This is a genomic window from Streptomyces sp. NPDC007162 (genome assembly GCF_040634175.1).
GTDB lineage: Bacteria > Actinomycetota > Actinomycetes > Streptomycetales > Streptomycetaceae > Streptomyces.
In genome coordinates this window covers 1-20943 of sequence record NZ_JBEYFC010000120.1, presented here as the reverse complement: position 1 = coordinate 20943, position 20943 = coordinate 1, and the positions used below count along the sequence as shown (strand labels likewise).

At 72.0% G+C, this 20943-nt stretch carries 11 protein-coding genes; 9 read left to right on the top strand and 2 right to left on the bottom strand.

From position 1 onward, the window contains the following. Positions 1-179 precede the first annotated feature (179 nt). Genes ABZ646_RS16915 through ABZ646_RS16905 form a run of 3 tightly spaced genes read left to right on the top strand, consistent with a single transcriptional unit; the run spans position 180 to position 6971 of the window. A complete protein-coding gene (locus tag ABZ646_RS16915; RefSeq protein ID WP_360519013.1) occupies positions 180-4814 on the top strand; it encodes an amino acid adenylation domain-containing protein in 4635 nt (1544 codons plus the stop codon). 31 nt (positions 4815-4845) lie between these two features. Then, positions 4846-6369, top strand: coding sequence for an anthranilate synthase component I family protein (locus tag ABZ646_RS16910; protein ID WP_360519010.1), 1524 nt, complete (start codon positions 4846-4848; stop codon positions 6367-6369). Next, complete coding sequence (locus ABZ646_RS16905; RefSeq protein WP_360519007.1) at positions 6366-6971, top strand: aminodeoxychorismate/anthranilate synthase component II; 606 nt, start codon at positions 6366-6368, stop codon at positions 6969-6971. The genes ABZ646_RS16910 and ABZ646_RS16905 overlap by 4 nt, the downstream gene beginning before the upstream one ends. On the opposite strand, the gene ABZ646_RS16900 is transcribed toward ABZ646_RS16905, so the two are convergent. Continuing rightward, complete coding sequence (locus ABZ646_RS16900; protein ID WP_360519004.1) at positions 6958-8346, bottom strand: PLP-dependent aminotransferase family protein; 1389 nt, start codon at positions 8344-8346, stop codon at positions 6958-6960. The two genes, ABZ646_RS16905 and ABZ646_RS16900, sit on opposite strands and share 14 nt — an antisense overlap. Positions 8347-8486: 140 nt before the next feature. Here ABZ646_RS16900 and trpD point away from each other — a divergent pair, with 140 nt between their 5' ends. Further along, positions 8487-9563, top strand: a complete 1077-nt coding sequence (gene trpD, locus ABZ646_RS16895; protein WP_360519001.1) for an anthranilate phosphoribosyltransferase — start codon at positions 8487-8489, stop codon at positions 9561-9563. On the opposite strand, the gene trpC is transcribed toward trpD, so the two are convergent. Beyond that, complete coding sequence (trpC, locus tag ABZ646_RS16890; protein ID WP_360518999.1) at positions 9520-10407, bottom strand: indole-3-glycerol phosphate synthase TrpC; 888 nt, start codon at positions 10405-10407, stop codon at positions 9520-9522. The two genes, trpD and trpC, sit on opposite strands and share 44 nt — an antisense overlap. 324 nt (positions 10408-10731) lie before the next feature. Between trpC and ABZ646_RS16885 the strand changes: the two genes are divergently transcribed. The 5 genes from ABZ646_RS16885 (at position 10732) to ABZ646_RS16865 (ending at position 20914) form a co-directional block, all read left to right on the top strand. After that, on the top strand, positions 10732-13932 hold the full coding sequence (locus ABZ646_RS16885; protein ID WP_360518996.1) for an amino acid adenylation domain-containing protein: 3201 nt from the start codon (positions 10732-10734) through the stop codon (positions 13930-13932). An 8-nt stretch (positions 13933-13940) separates the two neighbouring features. Further along, positions 13941-15479 (top strand): lyase family protein, encoded by a 1539-nt coding sequence (locus tag ABZ646_RS16880; protein ID WP_360518993.1) that lies wholly within the window; start codon positions 13941-13943, stop codon positions 15477-15479. Further along, positions 15476-16408, top strand: a complete 933-nt coding sequence (locus ABZ646_RS16875) for a kinase (RefSeq protein ID WP_360518990.1) — start codon at positions 15476-15478, stop codon at positions 16406-16408. Before ABZ646_RS16880 ends, ABZ646_RS16875 begins: the two co-directional genes overlap by 4 nt. 49 nt (positions 16409-16457) lie before the next feature. Then, positions 16458-18731 (top strand): pyridoxal-phosphate dependent enzyme, encoded by a 2274-nt coding sequence (locus tag ABZ646_RS16870; RefSeq protein ID WP_360518987.1) that lies wholly within the window; start codon positions 16458-16460, stop codon positions 18729-18731. 233 nt (positions 18732-18964) lie between these two features. Next, positions 18965-20914: an MMPL family transporter gene (locus ABZ646_RS16865; protein ID WP_360518984.1), complete on the top strand. Its 1950-nt coding sequence runs from the start codon at positions 18965-18967 to the stop codon at positions 20912-20914. The last annotated feature ends 29 nt before the right edge of the window (positions 20915-20943 follow it).

Here is a 20943-nt window from a genome sequence, read left to right as displayed (position 1 = left end):
GGTCGCTCGAGGTCCTGCCGGTCTACAACACGATACATGCAGATGGGAGGCCCCGCCGTGCTCGGTGACATCGGCCGCGTACTCGTCGAACAGTGGGCCTCCGAGGCACCGCAGAATGGGTCGGTGACCACTCCGTGAAGAACGAGCCGGAGCATGGGCACTCGGCGGATCACCCGTCGATGCCGCTCACCACGATGCAGCACGGGATCTGGCTGTCGCAGCAACTGGCGTATCCGGTCCGGTACCAACTGGCGAGCGCGTTCGAGATCGCCGGAGACCTCGATCCGGAGCTGTACGAGGCGGCCTTCCGGTTCGCCGTGACGGAGACCGAGCCGTTCAGGTCCCGGTTCGCCGTCACGGCCTCGGGGGAGCCGAGGCAATGGGCCGGCCCTCTCCCGGCCTGGCCCGTACCGGTCGTCGACCTCCGACGGGAACCCGCACCGATGGCCGCCGCGCTGGACTGGATGCGAGCGGACCTCCCCCGCCCGCTCGACCTGGAGAACGGTCCGGTGTTCAGGACCGCGTTCCTGCGCCTCTCGAAGGACCGGGTCTGCTGGTATCTGCTCGTCCACCACCTGGTGGTGGACGGCTTCGGCCTGGCTCTGTTCGCCCGACGGCTCGGCGAGATCTACGCCGCGTTGGAGCGTGGCGAGCCCCCGGAGCCCGGCCACCACGTGCCGTTGGACACCCTGCTCGACGCCGAGCGGGCCTACCGCTCCACGCCCGACTTCGCGGCGGACCGTGCGTTCTGGACCGCGAAGATGGCGGGTTGGCCGGGGGCCGTGCGGCCGGGCAGGCCCGCGCCCGCCGCACCAGGGCGGGACCACCTCGGCCGGACGGGCGGGGCACCGGTGCGCGCCGCCTCCCGGATGCCCGCCGACCGGGTGGCCGCCCTCCGCGCCCGGGCACGCGCACTCGACGTCCCCTGGACGGCGGTGGCGACCGCCTCCGCCGTCCTGCTGGACCATGCCCGCAGCGGTGGGGGCGACGAGGTCGTCGTGGGGTTCCCCGTCGCAGGCCGCACCCCGAAGACGGCGGGCGCCGTGACCGGTGCGGCGTCGAACGTGCTCCCGCTGCGGGTACCGGTCGACCCGCGGCGGCCGACCGCGGAACTCGTCCGGACCGTCGACGAGGCGACCACCGTCGCCCTCGACCACCAGCGCTACCGGTACGAGGACCTCCGCCGTGACCTCGGCTTCACCGGGTCCGCGCACGCGCCGTACCAACTGATCGCGAACATCGTGCCCTTCAGCTTCGGCCGCAGTTTCGCCGGGCGACCGATGACCCTCAGACAGCTCAACACCGGAGTGGTGGAGGACCTCTCCGTCATGATCAGGCCGGAACGCGGCCGAGCCGGGCTGATGATCGAAGTGCACGCCGAGGCCGGTCAGTACGAACCGGAGGAGGTCGCCGCCGAGGCCGCCCGCTGTGTACGTCTGCTCGATCAGCTGATCGACGACCCCCGGCGCCCCGCCGGAGAGCTGGAGTTGCTGGCACCGGAAGAGCGCAGGCTGCTCGTACCGGGCGTCGGCACACCAGCGCCCCCCTCGCCCCGTACGCTTCCCGAGCTGTTCGAGCACTGGGCCGCCCGTACCCCGCACGCCCCGGCGGTCGGCCACGGCGACCGGCAGCTCACCTACGCCGAGTTGAACGCGCGCGCCAATCGGCTGGCCAGGAAGCTGATCCGGCGCGGCGCAGGACCCGATCGCACCGTCGCCGTCCTGCTTCCCCGCTCCGAGGACATGGTCACCGCGATCCTGGCGGTGTCCAAGACCGGCGCGGCGTACCTCCCGCTCGACACGGGCTGGCCGCCGGAGCACACGGAGCGCATCCTCGCCGACGCCCAGCCGGTGTGCGTGCTCTCCGGGACGGAGTGGACGGGAGCCGCCGCGACCGCGACCCCGTCTGCAACGAGCGACGCCAACCCGAGCGACGCGGACCGCACGGCGCCGCTGACACCCGACCACGCCGCATACGTCATCTACACCTCGGGGTCCACCGGCCGCCCCAAGGGCGTGGTGGTCCCGCACCGCGGCCCGGTGGCCCTGTTGCAGGCCGGAGCCGCCGAGTTCGGTCTCGGCCCCGACGACACCTGGACCATGTTCCACTCCTGCGCTTTCGACTTCTCCGTGTGGGAGATATGGGGCGCCCTCGCGCACGGTGCTCGACTGGTGGTCGTCCCCCGCGAGGTGAGCCGCTCCCCCCGGGACTTCCTCGACCTGCTGGAGCGAGAGCGTGTGACCGTGCTCAGCCAGACGCCCTCCGCTTTCCGGTCGCTGGAGCAGGCGGAGGCCGAAGCGCCGGAGCGTTGGCGGGAACTGGCCCTGCGTCGGATCATCTTCTGCGGTGAGGCGCTCTCCCCGGCCGTCGTACGGTCCTGGTACGGGCGGCACCAGGACTCCGGGCCCGTCCTGGTCAACACGTACGGCATCACCGAGACCGCGGTCCTCTCGACCCGGCTCGACCTGGACCATGACCACGGCACGGCGCGGGTCGTCCCGATCGGCAAGGCCATCGCCGGCACCCGGCTGTATGTGCTGGACGACCAGCTGCGCCCGGTGCCTCCCGGGGTGGCCGGTGAGCTGTATGTCGCGGGTTCCGGTGTGGCCAGGGGTTATCTGCGCCGCGCCGCGCTGACGGCGCAGCGTTTCGTGGCCGACCCCTTCGGCCCCGCCGGGTCCCGGCTGTACCGCTCGGGCGACCTCGTACTCGCCCGTCCGGACGGCTCACTGGAGTATCTAGGCAGGGCGGACGACCAGGTCAAGATCCGCGGCTTCCGGATCGAACCGGCCGAGGTCGAGGCGGCGCTGCTGGCCGCCCCGGGCGTGGCAGGCGGCGCCGTGCTGGCGAGCTCCGGTGTCGCGCGCGGTCCGGCCCGCACCGGAACGGACGGCGGACAGGGGGCCGACGGGGCCGCGCAGTTGGTGGCCTACGTCATCCCCGCCCGCGAGGCGGCGGCGGACCCCGGGCCGGCTCTCGCCCGGCTGCGGGAATGGCTGCGCACGCGGCTTCCGGCGCATCTGGTCCCGTCCCTGTTCGTCCCGCTCGACAGGCTGCCGCTCACCCCGAACGGGAAGCTGGACCGGGCGGCGCTCCCTTCTCCCCACACCCGCGCGCACACACCCTCACGCGCCCCGGGCACGCCCCTGGAGGCCGGACTGGCCGGACTCTACGCCGACCTGCTCGGCCTGCGGCGGGTGGGCGCCGACGACGACTTCTTCGACCTCGGGGGCGACAGCCTGCGGGCGACACGGCTGGTCGCCATGGTGCGCCGGGCCGGCCTCGGCGCCCGGGCGGAGCTGGATGTCAGGGACGTCTTCGCGCACCCGACCGTCGCCGGGCTCGCCGCTCATCTGGGTGACGCCGGTCATCCGGGCGGCACCTCCGCGACATCGGGGCCCCGGCCCGTCCCTCGGCTTCCGTCGGCCGCGGACCGGGGTGCCGAGCCGGTCCCGCTCTCCTTCGGCCAACGGCGCTTCTGGTTCCTGCACAAGCTTGCCGGTCCCGACAGCACCTACAACGTCCCTCTGGTGCTGCGCTGGGACGGTGAGCTGGATCAGGAGGCGCTCCGTGCCGCCCTGGGCGATCTCACGGCCCGGCACGAAACCCTGCGCACCCTCGTGCAGCAGCGGGACGGCCAGGCGGTCCAGCACATCCTGCCGGTCACGGCCGCGCGCCCGGCCCTCACGGTCGAACCCCGCACCCCGGACCGGCTGCCCGACGCGTTGCGCGCCGCGGCCGGCCGGCCTTTCCGACTGGAGAGCGAACTCCCCCTGCGCGCGGTTCTCTTCACCACCGGGACCTCGCGCGGGCAGACGTTGCTCCTGCTGCTCCACCACATCGCCTGCGACCGCGCCTCGCTGCCGCGGCTGCTGGACGACCTCGGCACCGCGTACCGGGCGCGCGTCTCCGGTGAGGCCCCTGACTGGTCACCGTTGCCCACCCAGTACGCCGACTTCACACTGTGGCAGCGCGAACTGCTCGGCACCGACGACGCGCCCAGCGCCCTGCGGGCCGGTCAGCTCGCCTACTGGGACAAGGCCCTGGCCGGTCTCCCGGAACGCATCCCGCTCCCCACCGACCGCAGGGAGCAGACGCCGTCCGGGCACCCGGAGCGCACCACAGGCGACACGGTCGCCTTCACCGTGCCCGCGGACATACACAGACGGCTCCTGGAGGTGGCCGCGGACGCGCAGGCCAGCCTCTTCCTGGTGCTGCACGCCGGACTGGCCGCGCTGCTCACCCGCCTCGGCGCGGGTACGGACATCCCGATCGGCACGGCGGTCTCCGACCGCATGGACGCCGGGCTCGACGGCCTCGTCGGATTCTTCGTGAACACGCTCGCACTGCGCACGGACACATCGGGAGAGCCGACCTTCCGTGAGCTGCTCGGCCGGGTCAGACAGGCCGACCTGGCGGCCTTCGCCCACCAGGACGTCCCCTTCGACCTGGTCGTGGAGGCGCAGGGGCCGCGGCGGGCGGCGAGCGGGCAGGCCGTGTTCGGCCGGGCCCTGTTCCAGGTGATGCTCGTTCTCACACCGTCCCTCCCCGAAAGGCTGGAGCTGCCGGGCGGGTCCGCGACGGTGGACCTGGTCGACCGGGGTTCCGCCGGGTTCGACCTGACCTTCGGCCTGTTCGAACGGCGGGACGCCGACGGCACCTGTCGCGGACTCGACGGCGTGGTCGAGTACCGGACCGAGCTGTTCGACCGGCTCACCGTCGAGGCCCTTTGCACCCGCTTCACACGGCTGCTGTGTACGGCCGCCGTCACCCCGGACATCCCGGTCCACGACATCGACCTGTCCGTCAGGTGAATCACTCATCGCCATTCACAGGGGGTTTGTCATGCCGTCGCAGGAGCCCATCAGGGTGCGGGTCGCCGCAGCCGAGTTACCGCACCACGATCCTCTGAAGCTGTACGAGCGTCTGCGGGAGACGTGCCGGGCGGAGGACGTCTTCCTCTTCGAGAGCACGGACGGTGCCGCACCCGACCGCCGGTCCGCCGTCGTCGGTCTGGGCCGCCTCGCCGAGATCCGGGTCTTCGCCGGACACGTGGAGATCGACGGCGTGCCGGGCGTGGCGTCGGTGCTGGCTCTGGTCGCCGAGGAGGCGGGACTGCTCCCCGAGGATTCGCCGCGCGCCGTCGCAGCGAGCACACGACGACTGCGGACACCCGACCCTGCCGCCGTCTGGCGGCTGCTGCCGCTGGCCCAGCACGTCTTCGAGGTGGACACCGACCTGCCCGAGACCTCGTACGCCTTCGGCTTCCTGACCTCGCTCGCCTACGAGTCCGTCTGGCACATGGAGACGCTGCCACCCCGCTCGAAGAAGGCGAACGGGCCCGACATCACGCTCACCCTCTTCCGGGACGCCGTGTGGTACGACCTGGCCACGGGCACGGTGCGGCATGCCGCCGCCGAGAGCGCGGCGTTCGGGGACCGCTCACCTGACGTCCCGTCCGTGTCGGACCTGGCCGCCCGGGCAGCCCGCGAGCCGGGCGGTACCGGCGCCGACCCGGTGCCCGCGGCTCCCGCTCCCTCGTCCGTGCACGACACCGTCGGCCGCGAGACGTTCCTGTCGTGGGCCGACCGGTGCCTGGAGCACATTCGGGTCGGGGACATCTACCAGATCCAGATCGGCCACCGCATCGACGTACGCACCGAGCTCACCCCCGTCGACGTGTACCGGCGGCTGCGCGCCCGCAACCCCTCGCCGTACATGTATCTGATGCCCCGCGCCGGCAACCTGCTCATCGGTGCCAGCCCCGAGCTGTACTTCCGGATCGAGGGCGACCAGCTCGAGATGCGTCCCATCGCGGGCACCGCGCGCCGGGGGCCGGACGACGAGGAGAACGCCCGGTGCGTCAAGGAGATGCAGGAGAGCACGAAGGAACGCGCCGAACACGTCATGCTGGTCGACCTCTGCCGCAACGACATCGGGCGGGTCAGCCGCCCCAGCACGCTGCCGGTCGACCGGCTGATGGCCGTGGAGTCCTACTCGCACGTCTTCCACCTCGTCTCCACGGTCACCGGACGTCTCGACGAGGGCATGGGCACCTGGGAAGCGGTGCGCGCGACGTTCCCGGCGGGGACGATGACCGGCGCGCCCAAGGTGCGGGCCATGGAGATCATCGACGGTCTCGAACAGGAGCGACGCGGCAGCTACGCGGGCGCCGTGGGGCTGGTGGACGTGCGCGGGTGGAGCGAACTCGCGCTGTGCATCCGCTCGATCGAGTACGACGGAGCCACGTACTCCACGCAGAGTTCGGCGGGCCTGGTGGCCCAGTCGGACACCGCGTCCGAATGGCGGGAGACGCTGGCCAAGATGGGCGCCGCCTACTGGGCGCTCACGGGGGAGGAACTGCGATGAACGTGTTGTTGATCGACGCGTACGACAGTTTCGTGCACATCATCGACCAGTACCTGCGCCACCTCGGTGCGCAGACCCGGGTCGTGCGCTCGCTGACCCGGTCCGCCGACGAACTCGCCGGGTACGAACCGGATGCCGTGGTCCTCGGGCCGGGTCCCGGGCATCCGGCCGAGTCGGGCCATGTGGAGCTGGTGCAGGAGTTCGCCGGCCGGGTGCCGCTGCTCGGCGTGTGCCTGGGCCACCAGGCCATCGCCCTGGCCTACGGCGGCCGGATCGAGGTGGCCGGCCAGGTCATGCACGGGCGGACCAGCACCGTGCAGCATGACGGCACGGGCCTCTTCGCCGGTCTCGGCCACACCCTGCAGGCCGCGCGCTACCACTCCCTCGTGGTCGCCCGACCCGTTCCCGAGGTCCTGCAGACCACGGCCGTCGCCGTCGACCACGGCTATGTGATGGGCCTGCGGCATCGCACCCTGCCCGTGGCGGGCGTTCAGTTCCACCCCGAGTCCGTGATGACCACCGGGGGCCTGACACTGCTGGAGAACTTCCTGGCCATGGCGGCGGACGAGCACAGCCGGGAGCGGCCGCTCAGCGGGATCTGACCTCTGCCAGTACGCGCACGGCCTCGGCGATGCCCGCGCGCGGCAGATGCGCGTGGCCCACGACGAGTGCGGGTGCGCCCCGTCGCGGCCCGGCGTGGAAGGCCGCGCCACCACGCACCGCGACGAGCCGGCGCAGCGCTCCGGACACCAGGGCCGCCTCGTCGGTGTACCGGGGGAGCTGGAGGTACGCGTGCAGCCCCGCCGCCGGGCCGAGTACCCCGGCGCCGGGCAGATACCGGCGGACGGCCTCTTCGAGGGCCTGGCGACGGCTGCCCGCACGGGAGTTGAGCCTTCGCAGGTGGCGGTCGAGCAGCCCGTCGCGCAGCAACTCGGCGAAGGCCAGCTGGGTGAGTGTCTCGGGGCCGAGGCCGTGCCGGGCCCGCTCGCGCAGCAGCCGGTCCAGCAGATCGGGTGGCGCGGCCAGCCAGCCCAGCCGCAGCCCGGGAGCGAGGTACTTGCTCGCTGTCCCCGCGTACACGACGCGTTCGGGGGCGAGGCGCTGCAGCGCCAGAGGGCGTTGTCCGCGCTCGTACCACAGCCCCCCGTCGTAGTCGTGCTCGATGATCAGTCCGTCGACGTCCCGGGCCCAGCGCACGAGTTGCTCGCGCCGGTCATCGCGCAAGGTCACCCCGGTCGGGAACTGATGCGTGGGGGTGACGAGGACGACCCGCAGGTCCGTCGCGGCCAGCGCCGCCACGTCCAGACCCGCCTCGTCGACCGGCAGGGGCAGCGGACGCACACCGCATCCCCGCAGGAACTGCCGCTGCCCGGGATGGCCCGGGTCCTCCACACCGATCGCGTCGGTCCCCTCCCGGCGGAGCACGCCGCACAACAGGTCCAGCCCCTGCGAGAACCCGCCCACCACGGCCAGCCACTCTGCGGTGGCCCGTACGCCGCGGGCCCGCCCCAGGTACCGGGAGAGTTCGAGGCGCAGCTCGGGGGTCCCGGCCGGCGGAGGACAGGCGTGTGCCGAGGAGGTGCCCGCCCGGAGCGCGCGCTCGTAGCAGGTGAGCCAGTCGCGGCGCGGAAAGTCGGGCAGATTGCCGCCGTCCGGCCGCAGGTCCCAGCGGACCTGCGGCAACGAGTCCTCCCCGCGGGGAGTCGGTACGACTGCCTGGGTGGTCAGGTGCCGGACGACGCGGGTGCCGGCGCCCTGCACGGCTTCCAGATATCCCTCGGCGACGAGTTGGCCGTACGCCTCCACCACCACGCTGCGCGAGACGTCCAGGTCGTCCGCGAGGCGGCGGCTGGAGGGCAGCCGGGTTCCCGCGTGCAGGCTGCCGGCCGCTATCTCGTTCTTGATGAAGCTCTGTATCTGCGCGGTCAGGGACACCTCGGAATCCCGGACGACTTCGACCGCCATATGGAGGGACATGTCTTTTCTCTCCTTCGGAAGTGGCCTGCGTTTTCTGCCTGGCAGTGGTCTGGTCGGGGCGGGTGCCCGGACGGAAAACTGGTCGCCCGGATCGACGATCGACGTTCGAGCCGTGCCGCTGATGTCCGAGGAGAATTCACGTGACAACCGGAACGCGAAGTTTCAGTTGGCCCGAATTGCTGAATTCGCTGCTCGACCGGAAGGACCTTTCCGCGCAGGAGACCGACTGGGCGATGGACCAGGTGATGTCCGGCGTCGCGGGGCCGGTACGGCTGGCCGGGCTCCTGGTGGCGTTGCGGGCGAAGGGCGAGACCGTCGAGGAGATCGAGGGGCTGGTCAGCGCCATGCGGCGGCATGCGGTTCCGCTGGACGTGCCGGGGCCCACGGTGGACATCGTGGGCACCGGCGGGGACGGTTCGAACAGTGTCAACATCTCCACCGTCTCGGCCATCGTGGCCGCCGGAGCCGGGGCGCGGGTGGTCAAGCACGGCAACCGGTCGGCGTCGTCCTCCTGCGGATCGGCCGACGTCCTGGAGGAGCTGGGGGTGGCTCTGGGGCTGCCCGCGCAGGACGTCGGTGACGTCGCCGAAGAGGTCGGCATCACGTTCTGCTTCGCGCCGGCGTTCCATCCCGCCATGCGGCACGCGGCGGCGCCGCGCCGCGAGCTCGGGATACGCACGGTCTTCAATGCCCTGGGCCCGCTGCTCAATCCGGCCTCGCCCACGGGTTCGGCGATCGGAGCGGCGGACGCACGGCTCGCACCGCTGTTGGCCGGGGTCCTCGCCGGGCGCGGGTCGTGCGGGCTCGTGTTCCGGGGCGACGACGGCATGGACGAACTGACGGTCACCACGACCTCCACCGTCTGGGCGGTCACGGACTCCGGGGTGCGCAAGGAGACCTTCGACCCACGGGACATCGGCATCAGGCTCGCCACGCCCGACGCCCTGCGCGGCGGCGACCGGGCACACAACGCCCGGGTGGCGCGTGCGGTCCTCGCCGGTGAACGCGGTCCGGTGCGCGACGCGGTACTGCTGTCGGCCGCCGCCGGTCTCGCCGCGCTGGAGCCGGGCGGCGGACGTTCGGTCGGTGAGCGTCTGGCGACGGGGCTGGAGCGGGCGGCGGAGTCGGTGGACTCGGGCGCGGCGGCGGCGATCCTGGAACGATGGGCGGCCGTCACGACCAAGCGGGCGCAGTCGGCGGGGTTCCCCCATCGGTGAGCCGCGCCCGTCGCGGCCGGTCCTGCCGGTCGCCGGGCGGTCCGTCGACCGGATGCCGGACGTGGGATGCGGCCAGGAGTTCGGCCACTGCCGTCCGGGGGGTGCCGTGGGTCACCAGGGCCTCGCCGACGAGGACCGCGTCCGCGCCCGCGTGGGCGTACGCCGCCACGTCCCCGGGGCCGCGGACACCGGACTCGGCGATCCTCACCAGACCCTCGGGTATGTGCGGCGCGACCCGCGCGAACGTGCCGCGTTCCACCTCCAGCGTCGCCAGGTCGCGGGCGTTGACGCCGATCACCGCGCTGCCCGCGGCGACCGCGTGCTCCACCTCGGCCTCGTCGTGCACCTCCACCAGCGGCGTCAGTCCCGCCTCGCGTGCCAACGCGACGAACTCGGCCAGCCGGGCCGGGCCCAGGGCGGCGACGATCAGGAGCACCATCTCGGCGCCGTGCGCACGCGCCTCCCACACCTGGTAGGGGTCGACGACGAAGTCCTTGCGCAGCACGGGCACGTCCACCCGGTCGCTCACGGCGTCCAGATCCGCCAGGGAACCCCCGAACCGGCGGCCTTCGGTCAGGACGCTGATCACGGCCGCACCGCCTGCCGCGTAGTCCGCGGCGAGGCCCGCGGGGTCTGGAATCGCGGCGAGCGGACCCCGCGAGGGGCTGGCCCTCTTCACCTCGGCGATGACCCGCACCCCCGGCCCGCCGCGCAGCAGCGGCACACAGTCCCGCCCCGCGCCCCGGGCCAGGGCCCGCTCCCGCAAGGCCGCCTCGGGCAGGCGCTTTCGGCGTGCCGCCACCTCCTCGCGTGCGGCCCTGACGATGTCCTCGAGAGCATTCATCGGTGTGTTTCCCCTCCCTGACCGGCGGGCTGCGACCGACCGGACGATAAGCGTTCGAAGCAGGCAGGGAACACGTCCTTAAGCGGCGGCGAAAACTCTCACGTGAACACGCGAACGGCACGCGGGAGGCGTCGTCAGTGGCCTGTCAGTGCCGGTCGACAGCATGGTCACCAAGGCGATGCCGAACAACACATTCTCCGTCCATTTCTCCCGTAGGTTGGCGATCACGTGTCGAGGACTTTGGGCTGTTCAGTCGCGGCCGGGACGACGGCCGTCCGTGTTCCGCGGTGGACCGCGGGCGACGGGACGGGCGCGCGGCGCGCAGTGAGCGCCGAACTCGTTCTGCCTCCCGAACCGACCGCCCGGCTGCGCGCGGTGGCCGTCGAGAGCGCGGTCCCGTTGGACGCCGTGCTCTTGGCCGCACACCTGCGGGTGGTCGCCGCGCTGACCTCCGACCGGAATCCGGTCACCGGCTACGTGCCCGCCGACGGTGATCGCGGAGCGCCACGTCCGCTGGGCGTCAGTGGTGTGCTGCGCAAGAGCTGGCGCGAACTCGTGCGTCAGGCGGCCGCGGAGGCCAGCCGGCCCACCCCGGAGCCGGGCCCGGCCTCGGGGGCGGACCCCGAGTGCGTCCTGGACCTGTCCGGGACGGACCCGGTCACGACGGGCCGGTCCGCAACGGATCCGGCCCTGCCGGACGCACCGCCCCTGTGGGTGCGCATCGCCGTGCACGCGGACCGTGTCACGGTCCGCGCCCGGTCCCGCTCCGACGTCATGTCCGAGGAGCAGCTGAGCCGCGTCGTCGGTTACCACGGACGGGCCCTGGAGCTGCTGGCCGCTCACCCCGACGCGCCGGCGGGCGAGCGGAGTCTGCTCGCCGAGGACGAACGCCACTTCCAGATCTACGGGTTGGCGGGCGAGGCGGAGTCCTTCGACGGGAGGCTGTTCGTCGAGCGGTTCGAGGAGCAGGTCCGGTCGACCCCCGACGCGATCGCGGTGTCGCACGGGAGCCGGTCATGGACGTACGACCGGCTCAACGTGAGCGCCAACCGGGTGGCCCACGCGCTGCTGACGGACGGGCTCTGTGACGAGGACGTCGTGGCCGTCGTCATGGAACGCGGCCTGGAGTGGGCAGCGGCCACGCTGGGCGTGTTCAAGGCAGGGGGCTGCTACCTGCCGGTGCAGCCGGACCTTCCGGCCGCGCGGGTCGCTGCGCAACTCGACGACGCGGGATGCCGGTTCGTGCTCGGAGAGGGTGAGGGCCGGCCGGGCCTCGTGCGGGAAGGGGACGACCTGCGCCGTTCGGTGGACGTCGCGGCCCTGTGCGCCGGAACCGGTGGCCACGGCCCCGAGGCGCGGGCGACCGGCAACCCCGGCAGGCCGCTCTCGCCCCGCCGGCTCGCCTACATCTACTTCACCTCCGGCTCCACCGGCACGCCGAAGGGCGTGATGTGCGAGCACGCGGGGTTACTGAACCACCTGCTGATGAAGGTCACCGACCTCGGGCTCGGCCCCGGCGACGTGGTGGCGCAGACCGCCGCGCAGTCCCTGGACATCTCGCTGTGGCAGCTGATCGCCCCCCTGCTGACCGGCGGCGGTTCCCGCATCGTGGACACCGACGTCCTTCTGGACGTCGACCGCTTCGTCGCCGAGCTGACCGGGTCGCGCGTCTCCGTCGCACAGTTCGTCCCGTCCTACTTCGACGCCCTGATCACGGCGCTGGAGCGCAGCCCCCGCCCTCTCGGCGTGCTGCGGGCCGTCTCGGTGACAGGAGAGGAACTCAAACCGGCGCTGCTGCGGCGGTGGTTCGGGTGCCAACCGGGCATCCGGGTGATCAACGCGTACGGCGCGACCGAGGTCTCGGACGACACCATGCACGAATTCCTCGACACGGTGCCGGAGCACGGGCCCGTCACGCTCGGCCGGATGCGGCGCAACGTGCACGGCTATGTGCTCGACGAACAGGGCGGTCTGGTGCCGCTCGGTGCGACCGGGGAGATCGTCTTCTCCGGCGTCGCGGTCGGCCGGGGATACGTCAACGACCCCGAGCGGACCCGCGCGGCGTTCGTGCCCGATCCGTTCCGGCCCGGCCAGCGGATGTACCGTACAGGTGACTTCGGGCGCTGGCTGCCCGAGGGCCGGCTGCAGTTCCTCGGCCGCCGTGACCAGCAGGTGAGGATCCGCGGATTTCGGGTCGAGACCGGTGAGGTCGAGAACCGGCTCATGGCGCTGGACGAGGTGAAGGACGCGGTGGTCGTCGCCTCGGGGGCGGGGGACCGGCACCGGGTTCTGGTCGCCTTCCTGGTCGGTGCCGTCCGTCGTGAGGCCGCCGACGTCCGTGCCGGCCTGGCCCGCCACCTGCCGGACCACATGATCCCCACGCACTGTCACTGGCTCGACGCCCTGCCGGTCAACGACAACGGCAAGGTGGACCGAAAGGTGCTCATCGAGCTGGCCGCCACGCTCGGCCATGCCGGCGTGCCGAGAACGGCGCCCACCACCCCCACCGAGCAGCGTCTCGCGATGGCCTGGGCCGAGGCGCTCAACGTCCCGTTGCAGAGCATCGGGCGGGCCGACAACTTCTTCGCGCTCGGCGGTACGTCGCTCGCGGCGACCTGGCTGGTCGTGAAGCTGGACCGACTCGTCTCACTGACGCAGATCGTCACCCATCCCGTACTGTCCGATCTCGCCGCCGCCGTCGACGCGGGTTCTGACGCCGCAGCGCAGGGGGCGGGGTTCGGCCTGCTCCGCCCGCTGACCCGCGCGCTCCCGGGCAGGACCGGGCTCGAGGGCCGGCTGGTCTGCTTCCCCAGCGCGGGCGGGAACGCCGTGAACTTCCTCGCCCTGGCCCGCGAACTCGCTCCGCGGGGCATCGAGGTGTACGGCGTCGAGCTGCCCGGACACGACTTCGTGCCCGGCGCGCAGGATCTGGCGGACGTGCCCGAGGTGGCGCGTCGGGTGGCTCAGGAGTTGGGGCGGCTGACCGCCGTACCGCTCGTGCTGTGGGGGCAGCGGGAAGGCGCGGCGCCCGCGCTCGCCCTGGCCCGGCTGCTGGAGGACGGACCTTCGGCGCCACGTCGGATCATCGTCGGCTCCGTGGCGCCGGACTGGCCGGCCGGGGTGCGGGCCACCATGGACCGCACCCGTGCCATGAGCGACCAGGAGGTCGCCGCGACCCTGCTGGGCGAGGGCGCGTACGTGGAGTTCGACGGCCTCAAGCCCGAACGGGCCCGGCTCCTCGGGCCCGCCTACCGCCACGACGTGTGGTCGGCAGGCGACTTCCTGCTGGACGCCCGGCGGTGCCCGCAGGCCCACCGGGTCAAGGCGGGCATCGAAATCGTCGGCGCCGAGGACGGTGCGGCCGGGGGAGACGGCCGCGCCGACTGGGACTGGTGGCTCCTCTCCGACGAGGTGACGCACCGCCGGCTTCCTGGTGGCGAAGTCCTCTTCCCGCGCACACAGGCGGCCCATGCGAAAGACGCGGTGCTGACCGCGCTGAATCGAACCGCCCCTTCGTCCCCGTGAGGAAACCGATGCCCAACGACCATGTGGAGCCGACCGGTTCCAGCGGCGCGGGAAAGCTGACCGGGCGGATCACCGCCGGCCCCGCCGCGCTCCTGCGCGCCGAGGTGCTCGAGCCGCAGCTGCGCTTCGAGATCGACGCCCTGCTGCCCTGGTACGTCCAGCTGGAGAAGGTCCTCCTGCTGGAATACCGCCGGCTCGGCCTGCTGGACGGTGCCCAGGTCGGTGCCATCGCCGACCTGCTCGACCGGGTCACGCCCGAGGCCGTGGCCCGGGAGGCCGAGGAGAGCATGAGCGACATCGCCTTCACCCTGGAGCGCCACGTCACGCGCCGGCTGACCACGGAGGTGCCCGCGTGGCACGTCGACCGCAGCCGCAACGACCTCCAGGCCACGGCCCAGTTGATGCAGGGCCGGGCCAGGCTGCTGGAGTGCGCCGAGGAGCTGATCGCGTTCGGCCGCACCGCGCACCGGTTGGCCGGACGCGGCGCCGACCTGGTGATGCCCGGCTACACCCATATGCAGCCGGCCCAAGTGATCAGCCCCGGCTTCTACTTCGCGGCCCTGTGCGACCAGGTACTGCACACCCTCGAACGGCTGGAGGCGGTGTACCGGACCGCTGCCGCCTCGCCGATGGGCGCGGGGGCGATGGCAGGTCAGGAACTGCCCTGGGACCGGGCGCGGATGGCCGCGCTGCTGGGCTTCCCCGAGGTCCGTACGCACGCGCTGCGGGCGGTGGCACAGCGCGACTGGGCGCTGGAGGCCTGCGCGGAGTTCTCCCTGCTGGGCGTCGCGTTGAGTCGTTTCGTCACCGACCTGATGACCTGGGGCGGCGCGGGATACGGCTTCATCGACCTGCCGGACCACTGGTCGGGCATCTCCTCGGCGATGCCGCAGAAGAAGAACTACCCGGTTCTGGAGCGCATCCGGGCCCGGACGGCGCATCTCGGCGCGGCCTACACGGCGATCGCCACCGGGCAGCGCTCCACCCCGTACAGCAACTCCGTCGAGATCTCCAAGGAAGCCGGGTCAGGAGTGCCCGCCGCCTTCGACACGGTCGGGTCGGTTCTGCGGCTGTTCGGCGCGGTGCTGGAGAACCTGAGGTTCCGGGAGGACCGGATGCGCGAGGCCTGCGAGAGCGAGTACCTGGGCGGATTCACGCTGGCCAACCTGCTGACCCTGCGAGCCGGGGTCCCCTGGCGCACCGCCCAGGTGGTCGCCGGGCGTTACATCGTCCAGGCCGTCGAACGCGGGTTGGCTCCCGCGGAGCCCGACGGCGTACTGCTCGACACGCTGCTGACCGCTGAGGGGCACACGGCCGAACACGCAGCGGAGCTGCTCGCCGAGGCGATGAGCGTGCGGGACGGACTCACGGCGAAACGTTCGGACGGCTCGGCCAATCCGTACGCCGTACGGGCCCTGCTCGCGGATCAGGAGACGGCGTTCGACGCATGGGACAAGCGCTGGTGCGGCCGACGGGCGGACATCGACGCGGCGGCGGCCGAGGTCGACCGGCTGCTGGCCGGCCCGGAGGGTCGGCAGGAGTGGTGAGCTCCCCTGACGCCGTCCTGCGGCAGGAGGTCCCGGGGCGCGGCCCGGTGCCGTTCGCCGCGGTGACGGGCATGAGCACCGCGTCCGGCACGTTCGGCGAGCTGCTTCAGGGCGTACTGCCCGAGGAGAACAGCGACTTCCTGGTCACCCTGCCCATCGCCCGCTGGGCCCGGGTGACCTTCCACGGCACACCCGGTACCGACGAGCTGGAGATCCGGCCGGCCCACAAGCTGAAGGCGCTCCGGCTCGCCAGGATGATCATGCAGACCGCGGACACGCCGATGGGCGGAGTGCTGACCATCGAGAGCACGCTGACCGAGGGCAAGGGACTGGCCAGCTCCTCCGCCGACCTGGTGGCGACGGCACGCGCGGTCGCCAACGCACTGGGCGAGCCGATGCCGCCCCAGCGGATCGAGTCGTTGCTGGCGCAGATCGAGCCCACCGACGGTGTGCTGTACCCCGGCATCGTGGCCTTCTACCACCGTCGGGTGAAACTGCACACCGAGCTCGGGTCCCTGCCGTCGATGACCGTGGTGGGCGCCGACGAGGGCGGCGAGGTCGACACGATCGCCTTCAACCGCATCCCCAAGCCCTTCTCCGCCGAGGACCGGGCGGAGTACGCCCGGCTGCTGGAGCGGATGGCCGGGGCGGTGGCCCGTGCGGACCTCACCGAGGTGGGCGCGGTGGCCACCCGCAGCGCCCTGATGAACCAGGTGCTGCGTCCCAAGAGGACGCTCGACGACATGATCGACATCTGTCGGCAGGCCGGCGGACTCGGGGTGGTCGTCGGCCACAGCGGAACCTGCCTCGGGGTGCTCCTCGACACGGCCGATCCCTCGTACCCACAGCGGCTGGTGGACGCCGCGAGCGCGTGCTCCGAACTCGTCGGCAACGTCACGGTGTACCGGACCTTGAGCTTCGACCGCTGAACTCCGGCGTTCCGCCGGGCCGGCGCAGGGATGGGAGAAGGAAGAGCACATGCTGAGCCAGAACGTGATCGAGGCCATCGGCCACACACCGCTGGTACGCCTGAGGCTGGGGGCCGACAGGGACGTCCGGGTCTACGCGAAACTCGAGATGAACAACCTGTTCGCGATGAAGGACAGGGTGGCCAAGCAGATCATCACCGAGGCGCGCAGTACCGGCGCGCTGGCCGAGGGCGCCCCCATCGTGGAGAGCTCCTCGGGCACGATGGCCCTCGGAGTCGCCCTGGTGGGCACCGCGCTCGGCCATCCGGTGCACATCGTCACCGACCCGCGGATCGACCGTACGACGCTGGCCAAACTGGAGGCGCTGGGCTGCGAGGTGCATGTGGTGCCCGCCATGGACGCCCACGGCTGGCAGGGCGCCCGGCTGACCCGGCTACGGGAGATCATGGACCGCAACCCGGGGTCGTTCTGGCCGCGGCAGTACGAGAACCCGCAGAATCCCGCGGCCTACCGGCACCTGGCCCATGAACTGCTCACCGACCTGGACACGGTCGACGTCCTGGTCGGCGCCGTGGGCAGCGGCGGTTCGCTGTGCGGCACCGCGCGTGTGCTGCGCGAGTCCCTGCCGGAGCTGTACGTGGTCGGGGTGGACTGCGTCGGCAGTGTGCTCTTCGGGCAGCCCGACCGGCCCAAGCGGCTGCAGAGCGGGCTGGGCAACAGCCTGCACCCCAAGAACCTCGACCATTCCCTGATCGACGAGGTCCACTGGCTGAACGACCACGAGGCCTTCGGCGCCACACGCGAACTGGCCCGCCGGGAGAAGCTGTTCGCCGGCAACACCTCCGGATCGGTGTTCCGGGTGCTGGGCGCCGTGGCCGAACGGGCCGCACCGGGCACGACCGTCGTAGGGATCTTCCCGGACCGCGGTGACCGATACGCCGACACCGTGCACAGCGACGCGCACTGGGCCGAGCAGGACATCCGGCGGCTTCCTGTCGCCACGGTGCCACGTCAGATCCTCGACGGCACGGAGGCACACAGCTGGTCGTTCCGCCGCAACCGCGCGGACGCGCCGCGACCGGCGTTCGTCTTCGTGGAGTCCAACACCACCGGAACCGGAATGCTGGCGCTGCGCATCGCTGCGCAGGCCGGCTACGAGCCGGTGCTCGTGACCGGTGACTCCACCAGGTACGCGGGGCTCGCCGGGACCGGCGCCACGATCGTGGACTGCGACACCAACGACATCGACGCGCTGGTCCGGGCGGTGACCAAGGCGTTCGAGCCCGGCTGCATCGGCGGAGTCACCACGACCAGCGAGTTCTACCTGGTGGCGGCGGCCGCGCTGGCCGCCGCGGTGGGACTGCCCGCGGAGCGGACCGAGGCGATAGCCGGCTGCCGTGACAAGGGGCGGCTGCGCGAGACCCTGCGGCGGGCCGGGCTGGGGCAACCGCTCTTCGAGGTGGTCGAGGACGGGCCGTCCGCCGCAGCGGCCGCCGACCGGATCGGAACCCCCTGTGTGGTCAAGCCCGTCGACGACTCCGGCTCGACGCGCGTGCGCCGCTGCGACTCGGCGCAGCAGGCCGCCGAGCTCGCCGAGGAGATCACCGCCCGGACCGCCAACGGACGCGGTCAGGCCATGGCGGGCCGGGCTCTTGTCGAGGAGTACCTGGACGCGCCCGAGTACAGCGTGGAGATGTTCGGGGTCGACGGTGCGCACCGGCTGATCGGCATCACCGAGAAGACCGTGACCGGTGCCCCCCACTTCGTGGAGTCCCGGCACCTCGTGCCCGCCGAGCTGGCCGACGTGGCGGCGCGGGAGATGGCCGAAACGGTGTCGGCCGCGCTGGCCGCGACCGGCCTGGGCCGCGGCCCGAGCCACACCGAGGTGAAGCGCACCGCGACCGGTACCGCCGTCGTCGAGATCAACCCGAGGCTCGCGGGCGGCCTCATCCCCGAGCTCTATCGCCTGGCCACCGGTGTCGATCTGCTCGCCGCCCAGGTGACCTATGCCGGTGGCGGCGAACCGCTGCTGCCCGACGACTTCGCGCGCCACGCCGGCATCCAGTTCATCCTGCCCGACGAGCCGGGTGTGCTGGAGCGGGTGGCCGGGCTGGACGAGGCCCGGGCGGTTCCGGGCGTGGAGCGCGTGACGGTCACCGCGGCGCCGGGCACGCAGGTCGCCCCGCCCACGGACGCGTACGGGCGGATCGGTCACATAGTCGCGGTCGGTGAGAGCCGGGCGGCGGTCGTCGAGGCGCTCGACCGGGCCACGGCACTGGTCAGCGTCGAACTGAGGGAGCGGCCGGCCGGACAGGGCCGGTAGGACGCGTCGTCGTCCGGTGGCCGCTTCTTCGCCAAGCTGTCTGCAACCCCCTGAACTGGTCCTTCGGATGTCAACAGGGCGCCGCCCCCCGAAAACAGGGGGGGGCGGCCGTCGTCTCGAATGGCCGGATGCGGCCCAACTGCCCTCGGACGGGGCGCAGATGGCGCAAAGCGCGATTGACGTCCACTCTTACGCCTGTAAGCTCAGACTTACATGTAGAAGAGATAAGCGACGTGAGTAAGGGGTTGGAGACAGTGGAGAAACGCTCGGTCACCGTCAGGGTGGCGAGTTGGAGCGCGGCTCACCCCTGGCGCGCCATCGTCGGCTGGTTCGTCTTCGTCGCGCTGTGCTTAGGAGCGTCGGCCGCCGTCGGGACCCACAGCGCCACCACCGAGGACTATCGGGTCGGCAACGCCGGGAAGGCGGAGGCGATCGCGACGGAGGGCGGGTTGCAGCGCCGGCCGGTCGAGCAGATCGTCATCGACTCCCCGTCCGGCACCCTGGACGTGTCCGCGGCCAGGGCGGCCGCCGCTGACGTCACCACGCGGATGCGGAAACTCCCGGAGGTCGACCGGGTCGAGAAGCCGGTCCTCTCCCGCAACGGCAAGGTCCTCATGGTCCAGGTCGTCATGGCGGGTGAGGAACTCGCGGCGCGCAAGAAGGTCGGCCCGCTGGTCGAGCAGACCGCGGCCGCGCAGAAGGCCCACCCCGGTGTGCGGGTGCAGGAGACCGGCAGTCCCTCGATGAGCAAGGGCCTCGACCAGCAGCGCGGCGACGACCTGGCCTTCTCCGAGATGCTCACCCTGCCGGTCACCGTCATCACCCTGATGATCGCTTTCGGCTCGGTGATCGCTGCCGGGGTACCGGTCCTGCTGGCGCTCTCCTCCATCGCCGCTGCCATGGGGCTGTCCGCTGTCGCCTCGCACGTGCTGCCGGACGCCGGCGTCGGCAACAACGTCATCCTGCTGATCGGCCTGGCCGTCGGTGTCGACTACTCGCTCTTCTACCTGAAGCGAGACCGCGAAGAACGGGCCCGGGCCGGTGGCCACCTTGGTTCCGAGGCCGTCGTGGAACTCGCCGCAGCCACCGCGGGCCGGGCCATCGTGGTCTCCGGGTGCGCGGTGATCGTCTCGACCGCGACCCTGTACCTGGCGACCGACGTCATCTTCTCCTCACTCGCCACCGGCGCCATCATCGTCGTCATGGTCGCCGTGGCCAGTTCGCTGACGGTGCTGCCCGCTCTGCTGGCCAAGCTCGGTGCTCGCGCCGAGCGCCGTACGGCCCGCCGTGCGGCCCAGGGCAAGCGCACGCGGGGACACGGCGGCACGAGCAGGGTCTGGCACGCGATGCTCCGGCCCGCGACCCGGCGCCCCCGGATCACCCTGCTGGTCTCCGTGCTCATCATGCTGGGGCTGGCGACGCCCGCCCTCGACCTGAAGCTGAGTGTGCTGGGCAAGGACACCTTCTCGCGCAAGATCACAGCGGTGCAGACCTACGACCGACTGACCGCCGCCTTCCCGGAGATGCTCGTCCAGCACCAAGTGGTGGTGCGTGCCGACGCGGACCGCGCGCCGCAGGTGGTGAAGGCGATGGAGGACCTGCGCCGACGGGCCCAGGCGGACCCGCTGTTCGCCAAGGGTGTCCCCTTCGAGCTGAACTCGTCCGCCGACCACCGGATCACCAGCATGGTGCTCTCCGTACCGTTCAAGCCGAGCTCGCCCCAGGCGCTGCAGTCGCTCGACCACGTCCGCGACGACTACCTGCCCGCCACGGTCGGCAAGGTGCCCGGCGCCGAGGCCTACGTCACCGGTGACATCGCCCGCGACGCCGACTACCTGGACCACCAGAACTCCAAGCTCCCGCTGATCGTCGGACTCCTGTTGCTGGTGACGTTCACGGTGACGGTGCTGGCCTTCCGCTCGGTGGTCATCGGCCTGATCGGCACCGTGCTCAACCTGCTGTCGGCAGCATCCGCTTTCGGCCTGCTGGTCCTGGTCTTCCAGGGGCACTGGGCGGAGGGGATCCTCGACTTCCACTCCACCGGGTCGATCGGGGCGCGGGTGCCCCTGTTCCTGTTCGTCATCCTCTTCGGGCTGTCGATGGACTACCAGGTCTTCGTCGTCGCGGTGCTCGGCCTCCAGGTCACGACGCGCACCACCGAACTGCTGCCGAACCTGTTGTGACCGAGGTGAGTGAAGTGACTGAAGCAACG